At 55.4% G+C, this 15,087-nt stretch carries 7 protein-coding genes and 1 CRISPR repeat array (1 of these 8 running past the window's edge); of the genes, 3 read left to right on the top strand and 4 right to left on the bottom strand.

What is annotated here, in order from left to right; all coding sequences use genetic code 11:
* A CRISPR array of direct repeats spans positions 1-5,777; the repeat unit is 36 nt; unit sequence GTCTCAATCCCCTCGAATCGGGGCCTACCTTCGAAC (it extends 5,991 nt beyond the left edge of the window).
* Positions 5,778-6,132: 355 nt separating this feature from the next.
* The 4 genes from cas2 to EDC27_RS08580 all read right to left on the bottom strand — a co-directional run bounded on the left by cas2 (position 6,133) and on the right by EDC27_RS08580 (position 10,713).
* Positions 6,133-6,417, bottom strand: a complete 285-nt coding sequence (cas2, locus tag EDC27_RS08595; RefSeq protein ID WP_245994400.1) for a CRISPR-associated endonuclease Cas2 — start codon at positions 6,415-6,417, stop codon at positions 6,133-6,135.
* A 161-nt stretch (positions 6,418-6,578) separates the two neighbouring features.
* A complete protein-coding gene (cas1, locus tag EDC27_RS08590) occupies positions 6,579-7,625 on the bottom strand; it encodes a CRISPR-associated endonuclease Cas1 (protein ID WP_123290223.1) in 1,047 nt (348 codons plus the stop codon).
* A gap of 16 nt (positions 7,626-7,641) precedes the next feature.
* Positions 7,642-9,324, bottom strand: coding sequence for a CRISPR-associated primase-polymerase type A1 (locus EDC27_RS08585; RefSeq protein ID WP_123290222.1), 1,683 nt, complete (start codon positions 9,322-9,324; stop codon positions 7,642-7,644).
* A gap of 9 nt (positions 9,325-9,333) precedes the next feature.
* Positions 9,334-10,713 carry a tetratricopeptide repeat protein gene (locus tag EDC27_RS08580; protein WP_123290221.1) on the bottom strand — a complete coding sequence of 460 codons (1,380 nt, stop codon included), beginning with the start codon at positions 10,711-10,713 and terminating at the stop codon, positions 9,334-9,336.
* 456 nt (positions 10,714-11,169) lie between these two features.
* Between EDC27_RS08580 and cas6 the strand changes: the two genes are divergently transcribed.
* Genes cas6 through csm2 form a run of 3 tightly spaced genes read left to right on the top strand, consistent with a single transcriptional unit; the run spans position 11,170 to position 15,082 of the window.
* Positions 11,170-12,153: a CRISPR system precrRNA processing endoribonuclease RAMP protein Cas6 gene (gene cas6, locus EDC27_RS08575; RefSeq protein WP_123290220.1), complete on the top strand. Its 984-nt coding sequence runs from the start codon at positions 11,170-11,172 to the stop codon at positions 12,151-12,153.
* A 3-nt stretch (positions 12,154-12,156) separates the two neighbouring features.
* Positions 12,157-14,709: a type III-A CRISPR-associated protein Cas10/Csm1 gene (gene cas10, locus EDC27_RS08570; protein WP_123290219.1), complete on the top strand. Its 2,553-nt coding sequence runs from the start codon at positions 12,157-12,159 to the stop codon at positions 14,707-14,709.
* A complete protein-coding gene (gene csm2 / locus EDC27_RS08565; RefSeq protein WP_123290218.1) occupies positions 14,678-15,082 on the top strand; it encodes a type III-A CRISPR-associated protein Csm2 in 405 nt (134 codons plus the stop codon). Before cas10 ends, csm2 begins: the two co-directional genes overlap by 32 nt.
* The last annotated feature ends 5 nt before the right edge of the window (positions 15,083-15,087 follow it).

Below are 15,087 nucleotides of genomic sequence, written 5' to 3'. Positions count from 1 at the left end.
CAGTGTCTCAATCCCCTCGAATCGGGGCCTACCTTCGAACCAATGGCGCACCTACGTAGTGTAGGTGCGCCTTTTTTGTCTCAATCCCCTCGAATCGGGGCCTACCTTCGAACCTAGCACAGGAGGAAGTTACCATGTGGATCAGCGTAATAGTCTCAATCCCCTCGAATCGGGGCCTACCTTCGAACAATTGGGGAGGTGGGTAGAAATCGAGATGCATGATTGGTCTCAATCCCCTCGAATCGGGGCCTACCTTCGAACCTATACCGTTGACCCTGATGAACAATGGTTCATTAGGTCTCAATCCCCTCGAATCGGGGCCTACCTTCGAACTTACAAATCATGACGGACTTCGATAGGGTTACGCATGGTCTCAATCCCCTCGAATCGGGGCCTACCTTCGAACCATTTGACGAGCAAGACGCACCGGAAGGAATAACGGTCTCAATCCCCTCGAATCGGGGCCTACCTTCGAACCATGTTTCAAGTGATGACGTTCTCCTATCAAGTCTCAGTCTCAATCCCCTCGAATCGGGGCCTACCTTCGAACGACGCTATGGGCGTCTCTATGGAGATCCCAAAGAAGTCTCAATCCCCTCGAATCGGGGCCTACCTTCGAACCCATTGAGGTAATTCACGATTATGCCGCTTGGGCAAGTCTCAATCCCCTCGAATCGGGGCCTACCTTCGAACCGAAGTTGTCGACTGGGAACGTTTCGAATTTCCGTTGTGTCTCAATCCCCTCGAATCGGGGCCTACCTTCGAACTGAAATCCGCAATTACGAAGATGGTGCATGGTCCATCGTCTCAATCCCCTCGAATCGGGGCCTACCTTCGAACAGAAAGAGAACGACATCATCATAAAGGAAGGGATAGCGTCTCAATCCCCTCGAATCGGGGCCTACCTTCGAACATTATGAAGGGAAATCGTTAACTTTTGTGCACGAAGAGTCTCAATCCCCTCGAATCGGGGCCTACCTTCGAACGCGAACACTGTGTCGTTAGGATAAAACACGCGACGTTTGTGTCTCAATCCCCTCGAATCGGGGCCTACCTTCGAACGACAAGCCATGGTCCATAAAAACAAGATGGACCGAAGGTCTCAATCCCCTCGAATCGGGGCCTACCTTCGAACAGAATTTCATTTTATCAAAACGGAGCAAGCGTCGAAAGTCTCAATCCCCTCGAATCGGGGCCTACCTTCGAACCCCTTGCGGTAGACCACAACCTAAATGAGGATGTTGAGGTCTCAATCCCCTCGAATCGGGGCCTACCTTCGAACTAAAAATGGAGATCAGAATTTCATTTTATCAAAAAGTCTCAATCCCCTCGAATCGGGGCCTACCTTCGAACTATAAGGATGGGATTTCATTCGCGCCGAATGGCGCAAAGTCTCAATCCCCTCGAATCGGGGCCTACCTTCGAACCTACACATTCGAATATTGGAAAACCGTTACAGGGAGGTCTCAATCCCCTCGAATCGGGGCCTACCTTCGAACTGATAATTATTGGGCAAAACTTAAAGAAAATGAATGGTCTCAATCCCCTCGAATCGGGGCCTACCTTCGAACACATGAGGATAGGAGGAGTAAAAATGGATATCAGAAGTCTCAATCCCCTCGAATCGGGGCCTACCTTCGAACAGTGCCGTTGCGTCTTTTTTTTGTCCATCAAAAGCGTCTCAATCCCCTCGAATCGGGGCCTACCTTCGAACCATAATCGTGAATCACCTCAATGGAATCTTTACCAGGTCTCAATCCCCTCGAATCGGGGCCTACCTTCGAACAGACGTGCGGGTTGTTGCCCTTGGTCATCGTGCCGAGTCTCAATCCCCTCGAATCGGGGCCTACCTTCGAACAGACGGTTCGGCCGCTTGTATGGCGAGCCGGATCGTGTCTCAATCCCCTCGAATCGGGGCCTACCTTCGAACATTTTCAAGTGGGCACTGAACCCAAAAGGGTAGCTGTTGTCTCAATCCCCTCGAATCGGGGCCTACCTTCGAACGTGGGCTTCGAGCAAGACGAGAATGGCTTTACCTCGGTCTCAATCCCCTCGAATCGGGGCCTACCTTCGAACTGTTTCCCAGCGTTTCTGGGATAGCTTGTCGGAATCGTCTCAATCCCCTCGAATCGGGGCCTACCTTCGAACAGTATCATTAAAACAAAAAAAGGAACGCTTCTTACTGGTCTCAATCCCCTCGAATCGGGGCCTACCTTCGAACCTTCTGCCTATCAAGTTTCAGTTCAGCTTAACCTTATTGGTCTCAATCCCCTCGAATCGGGGCCTACCTTCGAACCAATCGGCTTTTGTCCGCGTGAAACACGAAAAACAAGTCTCAATCCCCTCGAATCGGGGCCTACCTTCGAACCGTGTGTTGAAATTTATTTCTGAAACACACAAGTATGAGTCTCAATCCCCTCGAATCGGGGCCTACCTTCGAACTTTAATCATGGAACCAGGAAGCGGGTTCCGGATTAAGTCTCAATCCCCTCGAATCGGGGCCTACCTTCGAACTTAGTTGAGCTTAGGCCGAATCAATCGGCCTTTGTCTATGTCTCAATCCCCTCGAATCGGGGCCTACCTTCGAACCAGGCAAAATGATAGATATCATAGGGCCTGCATATCAGTCTCAATCCCCTCGAATCGGGGCCTACCTTCGAACTTACTCGTCCTGGATCCCGGGGCTGGGATCCGGGTAAGTCTCAATCCCCTCGAATCGGGGCCTACCTTCGAACACATCGCGCAAGACACTTGAGCAAAGGGGGAAGAAAGTCTCAATCCCCTCGAATCGGGGCCTACCTTCGAACTTCAACTGCCAGGGGGTTTGCGATCTATACCGCAAATCGTCTCAATCCCCTCGAATCGGGGCCTACCTTCGAACTTATCATGTGGATCAGCGTAACAAAAGAAAAACGATGTCTCAATCCCCTCGAATCGGGGCCTACCTTCGAACACGGCCGGCGGGAGACCGTCGGCGAGGGGGTGCGAGTCTCAATCCCCTCGAATCGGGGCCTACCTTCGAACAGCGCCATGAGAATCAGTATTGAATTAGAAAAGGAGTCTCAATCCCCTCGAATCGGGGCCTACCTTCGAACTGTCTATCATTGACCATGGGTTTAGTGAAGACGCATGGGGTCTCAATCCCCTCGAATCGGGGCCTACCTTCGAACGGAAGTGTTAGGGTTGAGTGTTCATGTAAAGTGCTGGTCTCAATCCCCTCGAATCGGGGCCTACCTTCGAACTTTGTGATTACAAGCTAATCACAAAAGACGGCCAAGTGTCTCAATCCCCTCGAATCGGGGCCTACCTTCGAACCTGCATATCGAAACCAGGAAAGGATCAAGCTTGGTTGTCTCAATCCCCTCGAATCGGGGCCTACCTTCGAACCAGACAAGATCAACATCGTCTTCACAGGCTGTCATTGTCTCAATCCCCTCGAATCGGGGCCTACCTTCGAACAACGCTTTGAGTTCCCATTGTGCGAGAAAGTGCATGTCTCAATCCCCTCGAATCGGGGCCTACCTTCGAACTCTACGGCCTCAAGGCCGTGAAAGACGAGCTGGAATAGTCTCAATCCCCTCGAATCGGGGCCTACCTTCGAACTCGGACAACCTTCGTTTTCCATGGTGAAATGGAAAGCGGTCTCAATCCCCTCGAATCGGGGCCTACCTTCGAACCAATCATTCTGTATGATTGTGGCGGAGTCAATGTGCTTTGGTCTCAATCCCCTCGAATCGGGGCCTACCTTCGAACTCAATGGGCTGTTTGGTTCGATGAAGAACCAAACAGCGTCTCAATCCCCTCGAATCGGGGCCTACCTTCGAACCGTGGCAAGGTGGAAAGCGGCATTGTCGGGGCTCTTGTCTCAATCCCCTCGAATCGGGGCCTACCTTCGAACTACTGGGTCAACGGGCGGATTGATGCCTCAACAGTCTCAATCCCCTCGAATCGGGGCCTACCTTCGAACCCAACGGACCATTGGTCCGTTGTGGTCAATCGGACAAGTCTCAATCCCCTCGAATCGGGGCCTACCTTCGAACATGAGGTTCCCCGCCGGTGATACGAGCCGGATTCGCGGTCTCAATCCCCTCGAATCGGGGCCTACCTTCGAACTATAGATTCTGGAGACCAGGAGCAATCCTGGTCGCAGGTCTCAATCCCCTCGAATCGGGGCCTACCTTCGAACAGAAAAATGGAGATTATGGTCCAGTTCTATAGCAAGTCTCAATCCCCTCGAATCGGGGCCTACCTTCGAACCTTACGGCCAAGTGTAAATCTCTGAAGCCGTATTTTTGTCTCAATCCCCTCGAATCGGGGCCTACCTTCGAACTCATGAAGCATAGGCCTTGTGACATGGATGCTTTAGGTCTCAATCCCCTCGAATCGGGGCCTACCTTCGAACTTCAAAACCTAGGCTAAACTTTGGCGCACTCACACACGTCTCAATCCCCTCGAATCGGGGCCTACCTTCGAACGCTTTTTGTTCACCACAAGCAATGGAGGCCAAAATGGTCTCAATCCCCTCGAATCGGGGCCTACCTTCGAACGCAGTTTTCAGTTGGGCAATTCGGTCTCGCGCTTTCGTCTCAATCCCCTCGAATCGGGGCCTACCTTCGAACTCACACAACGTGAGTGCGCCTTTTTTTGTTAACCCCTGTCTCAATCCCCTCGAATCGGGGCCTACCTTCGAACAATTCGGTCTCGCGCTTTCATGGGGTGATACCGAATTGTCTCAATCCCCTCGAATCGGGGCCTACCTTCGAACAACTCACCATGAATGGTGGAGGGGTTTGGGCGATTGTCTCAATCCCCTCGAATCGGGGCCTACCTTCGAACGCCGCTCTGTCTCCCCTTTTTTGTTTGCCCCGCTTCAGTCTCAATCCCCTCGAATCGGGGCCTACCTTCGAACATTGCGGGAGCTAGAGTAACCTAAGGGGAGCAGAGCGGGTCTCAATCCCCTCGAATCGGGGCCTACCTTCGAACTGGATTTGCCCCAAGATGTTGATCTTGGGGACATTAACTCGTCTCAATCCCCTCGAATCGGGGCCTACCTTCGAACAATGGAAGACAAGGCAAGAGAATGGCTGAGCTATTGTCTCAATCCCCTCGAATCGGGGCCTACCTTCGAACCGGGTATGAGCAAGGTGTTGGCTCCTGGTCTCCATATGTCTCAATCCCCTCGAATCGGGGCCTACCTTCGAACCGAAGTAGACGGAGTGTTCCCAAATAAAGATTCTGTCTCAATCCCCTCGAATCGGGGCCTACCTTCGAACAGTGCCATTGCGTCTTTTTTTTGTTCACTCGAAAAAGTCTCAATCCCCTCGAATCGGGGCCTACCTTCGAACTCTTTTTTTTGTTCACTCGAAAAATGGGAGGTAAAGTCTCAATCCCCTCGAATCGGGGCCTACCTTCGAACTGAGGAAGTTGGGGCATCGGTTGAAGGCGGATGATTTGTCTCAATCCCCTCGAATCGGGGCCTACCTTCGAACGCACCTGGACGTTTCCAGGTGGATCATGGACCAGGGCGTCTCAATCCCCTCGAATCGGGGCCTACCTTCGAACCATGCATGAATCGTGAAATAGAGTTCTATTATTTTGTCTCAATCCCCTCGAATCGGGGCCTACCTTCGAACGTGGCGCACTCACAACGTGAGTGCGCCTTTTTTTTGTGTCTCAATCCCCTCGAATCGGGGCCTACCTTCGAACGCGGTAGAGGCCTTGCAATCTATACGGTTGACCCAGTCTCAATCCCCTCGAATCGGGGCCTACCTTCGAACTGTTAGGCCGCCGAGCCGCGTCCTGTCAAGGTTTTTGGGTCGCAATTGGGAGCACCTCTCTTTAAGGGGGACCTTGTGAGGGGTTCATGCGGGCGCTGAAGTGGCATCGACCATCGTAACATGTTGTCATTGCTTTGTTATCACGGTTCGGAGCACCGTTTGGAAGTGGGTTGAGTGTTTTCAAAGAGTTAGACATTCTCGGTCCAAATGGGCAAAGGACCTCCCAAAACTTGGCACTTTCGCCCGCATATCCTGAACTTAAGCCGTTTGGTCATGCCTTGGCCTCAAACAGGCCCGTTCGAAGTGCCGTCCCCATACCTGCCAGGCCACTCCTTCCAAACTGCGATCGGTCACTTTACACCGCCCCGTAGCTTTGTCTTTCCGGCGTCAGGCCCAGACCTACGTGCTCAAAGGACTTAAGGCACGCTTCACACTGACGGTAAAAGCGCACCGTGTCCGTTGTGTGGTCAATGAGCCGGTCTACACGGTCCATGAGCGTCAGCAGCTTCTTTTCGGTCAGCCGTGGGCACTCAAAAACGGACTTTTGCACTCGATAACCATAGCCCTTCAGGACCTTAGCGACGCGATAGCGCGTACGATCGTCACTGATGTCAAAACACACCACATAGAACATGGACATGACTCACACCTCGTGGCCCACCCAATCCGCCCAAGGTCGCCCGATACGTCCCACGCAGAAAACGCCGGGTACCCTCACGGCCCCTTCCGCCCTTTGAGCCTTCCCCGCTGGCACAAGTTCTTCCCAAAAAGCATGCCGTAGAGCGTGCGGCCCAGGCGCCACTAAAGCGTCCACCAAGGAAAAGGTTCGTATGTGGGCGCCTCCCCCATGAGAAAGCGAAGAAACCGACGGGCCTGATCCCGAATAAGACCCCGATAGGTGCTCATGGTGCCCGCAAAAGGACATTGAATCGATGTCCCCATCCATCGCTCATAGGCATCCACAAAGGCCCGGGCAATCTTGGGCTTCATTTCCACCGGCCGATGGGCTCGAAGATCCTCTTCATCCACACCATCCGCAGCCGTTACCGCTCGCTCCACAAAATCTTCCGGGGTCACCACACGCCGGTTAATGAGGCCCAAAACCAAGCGGTCCCCTAAATGGGTGCGCCACTCTTCCACCAGGTCGCAGGCCAAAGACGGCCTGCCGTATTCTTCCGTGTGCAAAGTTCCCAAATAGGGATCCAAGCCAACGATCTTCACCGCCGTCAGAACTTCGTTGGTAAGTAAGGTGTAGACAAAAGATAAAAGCGCATTGATGGGATCGCGCGGCGGCCTCTTGGTCCTCCCCGAAAAATGGAAGCCCGGAGCGCGCACCAAATCCTTGAAAACCTCAAAGTAAAGATGCGCCCCACGACCTTCCAGGCCGCGCACCATTTCCATGTTTTCCTCCACCGCCACCATGCGGGCCAGCCCCATCATTTGGGCCGCCGTCTTTCGCAAAGCCATGAGACCGTATTCGCCGGCCCTTCGAGAAAGAAATCGAGCGCCGCTTTTCAGCTTGGCCTGCACAATGCGTCGAGCAATGTGAACCGCCTGCCTAGGGTCACTGAAGGCCAAGTATTGGGCCTTGCGCCGCGCCACGTGCTTGTGCTCGTCCACCACCAAGCGCCCGCGAAACTGGCCCCAAGGACTCAAGAGCACCGTTTCCACTCGGCGCCGCACCAGTTCCTGCACCACCGCGCCGCTTAAAGACGAACCCACCAGCACCAATTGCTCCAGCCCCTCAAGCGGCACGCGGCCCACGGCTTCGTTTCCGCGCATGACGAGAAGACTCTCCCCGTCCTTTCTCAGGTACGTCCCCGGTTCCAGAACATAGTAGCGTTCCACGGCCCCATTCCCCCGCTCAGTCCACTCGCTTCAAGGGTGCCCCCCTGTCCAAAAAGCGCTCCACCAGGCGAAGGGCTTCCTTCAGTCCATCCAAGGCATCCCTCAGGTTTTCAACCCGTTCCGCCTTGGCCGCCCCCGCGGGCTCCTGCCATTGAGGGCAATGCAGCAGGGGATGCGCATAGCGAATGTCCGTGTCAAAAGCACACCAGGGCACTTCCAACCCCAAAAGCCGGTGAATCTTCCGGCACCCCAGTGGGGTTCCTCGAACCTTTGATAATTGAAAATCCACCCAGTGAGGGTTGTACTCCGGAAGAGCCTTCAGCACATGATGCAGCAAGACCTTGGCTCGAGGCAAAAACCCCAAGGTGCCGTAAAGAATCTTTTCCGCTCGAACGGTCAAGGTGTGGTGATTCCGACATTCCACAAGAATCTGCCCCAGGGCCGCACAGCGATCCTCAAGGACCGCCAATTCCGGATAATCCGCCGCCCACTTTTCCCGCCTCGGATGCACCAACACCGAAGCCCCGTCCCCGCCGGCACCGGCTTTCTGAAAAACCGCCCTCGGTATGCGATGCACCTTTTCCAAAAGGGCCAGCTGCGCATCCATGGATCGATCCTTGATGTGAACGAAATAGGACGGCCGCCCCGTCAAGCGATGCGTTCCCAGCGGCAGCTTGACCAAGTTCCCCAGTCCCTTGCCTTCCAAACGGTCCTGTTTGGGAAAAACTTCCAACTGAAAGACCGATAAATCCGGCTGCAACCGCGCCACCAAGCGCTGCAGCACCGAACGCACCCATCCCGCCGGTAAGGGTTCTTCCAAAAAGAACCAGAAATGAAAGCCTTTGCCGCCACTGAATTCCACCAGACACGGTAGCCCTCTTTCACGGCCCAATTCCACAAGACGCGTCAAAAGGTACCGCTGCTCACGGCGCACCAGATCCCGCTTCTGCTTCAAGGCTTCCGAAGAACGCAATCCCATGGCCAGATCTGCGTCGATCACGCCCAGACGCACACGGCTGTCCTGCTGTAGAAGATAGATGCCGTAGGTCTTTCGGCCCTGAAGATGTTCCAACACGTCCCCGGCCTCCATGGGCCGCCGCACCGGCACATAGCCCTGGCTTCCCTTGGCCCGGTCCACCCACTGGCGCGCAAAACAGTCTTCACGACCTCGAAATAATTCCAGGTAACGCGCGATGGCCGCTTCGCGACGCCGCCATTCCCAAAACGGGCCCTCCACTCGCGAAAAATCCTCATCTTCGCCCAAACCCGTAACCTTGGGCTCTTCGTTTACCGGCTGTGGTTCGTCCCAAGGAACATCGGGCACCGTCTCGGGCTCGGCGCTCGAACCCTGAGTTGCCGACACGTTTGACGTGGAGGCCAAAGGTGGTTTTTTCCTGCCCAGGATTTCCAACAGCGCCACTCTTTCCCGCCAGGCTTCCACAAAGTCCGGAACCTCGGTGGTGAGCCATTCCAAAACGGCCAGCGCCGCGGCCATATCACCGGCCGCCTGGGCCAGCCTCGCGCACCGCAAGGCGTCTTCAGGGCCGAGACGTCGCCAGAATTCCGGCCGGCGTACCCGGCGCAGCACCGATTCGGGATCACGATTTTCGGCAATGTGTTTTTCCAGCGTGCGCAGCACCAGAGCGTAATCCACCTTGGTATGGACGTCGGTGCGCGGCGAGCTTTTCCCTTCCTTCATGATCGCCTCCTAACGAGCATTCAGAGCTTGGGCGATTTTCTTTTTCAGTTCGGCAAGGTGAGGATAACGCGGCCGATAAATTCCAAGCTCCGACACCGCTTCCCACGCTTCCTTCATGCGGCCCAGGCGGTAGTAGGCCGCCGCTTCCCAAAAGAGCGCTTCGTCGTGAGGGTTTTGGTAGTTTTCGCGGCAAAAGGCGTTGGCCTCTTGAGCCCACTGCAGGCACTTTTCTATGGCGTTTTCCCGAAAGGCAATCTTGGCCAACCGCACCAAAGACTTGTGGCGCCCTCGGCGATCCTTTTCCGCTGCCTTTTTCAACACGCCTTTGGCCTGTTCCAGCCGGCCCTGAGCTGCCAACACATCGGCCTCCGTCCACAACACGTAGGGACGGCGCCGAGCCATAGGAATGCGCGCCAAAGCCTGTTCCGCCTCGTCGAGTCGCCTTTGCGCCAAGGCGATGCGAGCTCTCAGTTCAAACACATAGTCGTGCTCCGCTCCGTCGGCCTGCGTTGCTGCAAAATCCAAAGCCTGAGCCGCCTCGGTGTAGTTATCCAGGGCAAAATGCACCTTGCCCAAGGCAAAGTACTTATGCACCATGGACACGTACTGCGAGGTATGGTCTTCTTCCACACAACGCGTGAGCACCGCCAGCGCTTCCTTTGGGTTTCCCAAAGCCAAGAGACAGGAAGCCCACTGGTACAGCGCCTTGACCACGTTTTTGCGCTCTTGATGCCGCACCTTCTTTTGCCCCTCGTCCAAAGCATCCCAGTTCTTCACCGCCGTTTGAAAAAGCGGCAAAGCACGATCCGGCTTGTTCTGCAAGGCCTTGTAGAGCATGCCCTGGCGGTAGAACTGGGTCACATTGTCCGGACGCAGCGCCTGAGCCGTGGCCAAGTGCTTGTGGGCCAGTTCCAGCCGAGCCTTGCGTTCTTCCGGGTGCAAAAGGATTTCACGGTTCCGGGCCGCATAGAGGCTATCATAGGCCACATAGCCAAGCCGCGCATGGGCATGGTAGTCGTCGGGACATTCCTGAACGCATCGACGCGCCAGGTCTAAAGCTGCGTCGTAGCGCTTGAGATGAGACAAGGCAAAGGAGACTTCGCCCCAAAGGGCCGGTCCCAAACCCGCCTCCACAAACTCCGGAAAACGTTCCTCCACCGGATGCAGTAGATCCACCATTTCCTGCCAACGGGCTTCTGCGCGCAGGCCTTCCACTTCCGCCCATAGGCGCTGAAAGGCCTTTTGCAACCCTTGCACACGGTGTCCCTGCACCGCTAGATCATCCAAAAAAGCGACGTCATGTTCCGTTGCGGCCACATTCGGCGCGCCCTGCTCCTCGGCGCTCACGGCCGCCCCTCTCGCCACCAATGAAAGGACTTTTTCCGCCATGGTCGATCCCCTTTCCCCAAAGTTTCAATGCCCTCGATGACCTTGCCCGCATCCATAAAACCCCTACGGCCATCACCGAGCTTTTTTCAAAAAGACGCCTCTTGACAGGTGTCCCCTGAATGAGCGAAACATTTCACAATTCCCGGTTTGAAAAATGGATCCGCAAGGCCGCATGGAAAGGTCGAGGGGAACTGAAGTTCTCCCGCCTTCAGGTTAAAGGCACCACATGCCGGTGGCTTATGAAATGGAGAAACGCTTTAAAATTTTTCCGTCTGTGCGATGACGACGACCTTTTTCGGCATGTTCCGCGTAGGAAAGCCGCACGGGGTGATTTCAGATTGAGGCTTTCCCTGCTTCGACAAGGATTCGGAAAAAGGTCCGTTCCTTCGCTAAAATGGGACAGACTCCTTCACTTTGGTCGAAAGATCCTGGACCAAACACCGTGGGAGTGCGGAAATGGAAAACGGGTTGCGGCCACTGCATTGCGTGCGCCTACGCGTGGACATTCAAGCGCGGAAACCCATCGAACTTCCAGCTTATAAAGGAAGCACGCTGCGCGGCGCCTTGGGTACGGCGCTCAAACACAGCTGCTGTGCGGCACGGCGGCGTTCCTGTGACACCTGTCTTTTGCGATTTTCCTGCCTTTACGTTTATCTCTTTGAAACGCCCCTTCTTCGCGAATCGCCGGAAGACCTTCGATACCGCAATGCTCCTCACCCATTCGTGTTGCAGCTGCGCATGGACGGTCCGATGCGGTTGGAAACCGGCGCCCTGTGGTCCTTTGACATGACCGTAATCGGTCGGGCCATTCAATGGACTCCTTATCTGGTCCTGGCGGCACAACGCATGGGGGACTTGGGCATCGGCAAGGGGCGAGGCACCTTTGACGTGAAGCGGGTCCTTTCCCTCGACGCCCAGGGTAACCCGTGGGAAGAGCTCTACAGCGACGGAACGCTTCGACTTCCCGAAAAAAAGCTGTCTTTGACCCTAAACCACGACCAGGCGTCGGTCTTGGCTCAGGGTCGCGCGAGGTTCCGCTTCTTGACTCCGGTTCGCCTGGTGTCTCAAGGTGAACCTGTGCGCCGTCCCGATTTTTATGTGCTCATGGCCACGCTGCTCAGGCGTTTGGCAAATCTTTACAAGTTTCACGCGGAATCGGAAACCCATAAGGACCTAGACTTGCCGGTTCCTGCCTTGCTGGAACAGGCCCGGTCGGTTCGCGTCGCAGAAAACCGCACGCGATGGTTTGACTGGGAGCGGTATTCCCATCGGCAAGGGCGCAGGATGCGGCTAGGGGGTCTGGTGGGTGACGTTATTTTTGAAGGAGATTTAAAAACCTTTGGCCCCTATCTCAGTGCCGGCCGATGGATTCACGTGGGCAAAGGCACCAGCTTCGGCCTTGGTCGATACGACTTCGAAGACGATACAGAGGGGGAATGATCCATGGGTTCCCATGTCACTCCACGCACGCGGTGCCTGGCAGGTCTTTTGCACGACTTAGGAAAATTCAAACAGCGGGCTCAGTTGCCCCAGGACCAAGGGTTGACGCATGGAAAGATCGGCCATGAATGGCTTCAACTCCACTATGATGATGCCCTCGTGGCCGAAGGCGCTCGAAGCCATCATGGCTCCGACGAGCTGGTCTGGAAAAGCAATGACTTGATGGTCCTTTACGAAGCCGACAATTGTTCGGCATCGGAGCGGCGTACCACGCGTGCTTCGGTTAAGGAAACCTCGGCCACTTGGCAGCGCAGTGTGCCCCTGGCCTGTGTATTTTCCAGGGTGCACAACCCGCACGAGGATCCACCCACAAGTGCGCCCCCGCCGGCCTACTGGACCTTGCCGCTGAAAAACGGAATTCCGGCACCATGGCACCCCCCGACGAGACGAGAAGGGGAAAACTCTGAGGCCGCGTACCGGCAGCTCTGGGAGGCTTTTGAACGCGACTTTGAAAAAATCAAAAGTCATGGGAACCATCAAAACGTGGACGTTCTTTTACACCTTCTTGAAAAATACACCGGTGCCATTCCTTCCATGACGCTGCGGTTCAAAGAAAATGACAACGAGGCAGCGTATCGCAAACATCCCGATATTTCCCTTTACGATCACCTGAAGACCACGGCAGCCTTTTCCGTGTGTCTTGCCGATTACTACCTGCACAAATACGAAGACGTGTGGGATAAAAAACTGCTTCGGGAAGAAATCACCGGAGAAGCCTCATGGAGCCACGATGCGGACTGCCCTTTTTTCCTTGTGGGCGGTGACCTGTCGGGTGTTCAACGCTTCATCTACACCATTTCGTCTAAAGGCGCCCTAAAATCCCTCAAGGGCCGATCTTTTTTCCTGGAGCTCTTCCTGGAACACGCCGTCGACACTCTTCTGGAAGCTTTGGGGCTCTTTCGATGCAACGTCATCTTCACCGGCGGCGGCCATTTCTACCTGGTGGCGCCCAACCTGCCCCGCGTGGAAAGCACCCTTCAAACAGAGGCGCAGCGGCTGAACGAGTATCTCTTTCGCGACTTTAACGGCACCTTAGAGCTGTTTGTTCGCTGGGTTCCCTTTCGCAAGGCAGACCTGAGGGACGTCAGCGGCGTGTGGCAACAATTGGCGGCAGCTTTGGAAGAGGCCAAGAAAAGAAAGGGTGAGGCGTTCTTGAAGGAACTCCTTGCCGAGCCCAAGGAGCCGAACCCCGATTGCTATGTGGACAAATGCCAGGTGTGCGGTCGTGAGGACTTGCCCCTGAAGCAGTTGACCATTCGGGAAGCGGCCCTTCCCGTCTGTGAGCCATGTCGCGACCAATATGTTCTTGGCGATTTGCTGCAACGGGCCTCACGGCGCGGCGCACATCAGGTGATCCACCGCTGGCGCACGGAGCCGAAGGGCCTGGAAAGAGACCGTTACGTGAAAATCGACAACCGATACTATCAACCTGCAGCGGTGCGTTCCGGCGAGCTGCGCCCCCACCTGGAGTCCCAACCCGATGCGGTCTATCACCTGAACGACTGGGACCTCGCCCATTACACGCACCCCGGAAGCCGCCCTCTTTTTGCCGGCATTTACCTTCCGCCTGAAAACGCGCCTCAGGATCTGGAATCCATGGCTCAGAAAGGCTTTGGCATGGAACGGATCGCCGTGCTGCGCATGGACGTGGATCGGCTGGGCCGCATCTTTTCCCAAGCGCTTCCTCACGGGGAACGCACCTTTTCTCTCACCGCGGCGCTATCTCGGCAATTCAGCCTCTTTTTCAAACACCACATCAACGCCATTCTGGAAGGCGCAGACGGCTATCCGGCCAAGACGCGACTGGCCCAGCGCCCCGATGGGCCTCGGCTTCTGAGCCTCGTTTATTCGGGCGGAGACGATCTGTTTCTCATTGGCCACTGGCTGGACATTTTAGAAGCGGCACTGGACATTCAAAGTGCCTTCTCCCAGTTCACGGCCAACCCGTTCATCACCGTGTCGGCGGGCATGGCCGTGGGCAGCGCTCATGAACCCGTCTATCGATTGGCCGATGCGGCCGGCTTCGCCGAAGAGCAGGCCAAGAGCCCTCGGCGCGAGGGCGGCCAAGAGGTTTCGGGTCGAAGGGCATTTACCCTTCTGGGATCCCACACTTTTCCCTGGAAGGACGACAAGAGCCCAGACGTCACCAACGTTCTGAAAGCATTGCAGGTGCTTCAACCTTTCGTGGAAATCGACTCCGATCATCTGCGCCCTCGAGCCCACGGGCTTTCCAAGGGATTTTTTTACCGGCTTTTGCAGCTCGTGCGCCTGCAGCGCCGTCAAGGCGTCTGGGCTCTTCCCAAGTTGGCTTACCTTTTTGGAAGAACCCGTGTGGCAGAATCTTTGGAAAAGGAGTGGATGGCCCTCAAAAATTACATGTTTTCCAGCAAGGCCGATGGGTGGCGCCACGTTGAGGCGGCGCTTCTCATTCTCTTAATGATGATGCGCAAGGAGGAGACAAAGGATGAGCGGGGGAACGGATCAGACGAACATTAAGCAATTCAGGGCTGAACTCGCCGACCTGAAAAAACTCAGCATGGACCGACTGGTGGACATTGCGGACGCCGTGGGCAAGGCCGTCGCGAGACAGGTGAAGATGAATCAGATTCGCCGGTTTCTCGACGGAGCGCGCAAGGTGGAGGCCCAACTGAAAAATCCCGAAGACTTTGACAAGGTCAAAGACCAGATTGTCCTGCTTCGGCCCAAACTGGCCTACGCCGCCGGGCGTCACAGAGATGTAAAAGATTTGGCGGAACTACTGGATCCGGCGGTCAAATCCGCCGCGCAAACCCATGACAATTTCATGAAGTTTTTGCGTTTCATGGAGAGCATTATTGCGTACCACCGCTACCACGGCGGCAAAGACTAAAGGGA

The organism is Desulfosoma caldarium (assembly GCF_003751385.1).
Lineage (GTDB): Bacteria > Desulfobacterota > Syntrophobacteria > Syntrophobacterales > DSM-9756 > Desulfosoma > Desulfosoma caldarium.
The sequence above is the reverse complement of the archived record's forward strand: the minus strand, read 5'-3'. Positions and strand labels throughout refer to the sequence as shown.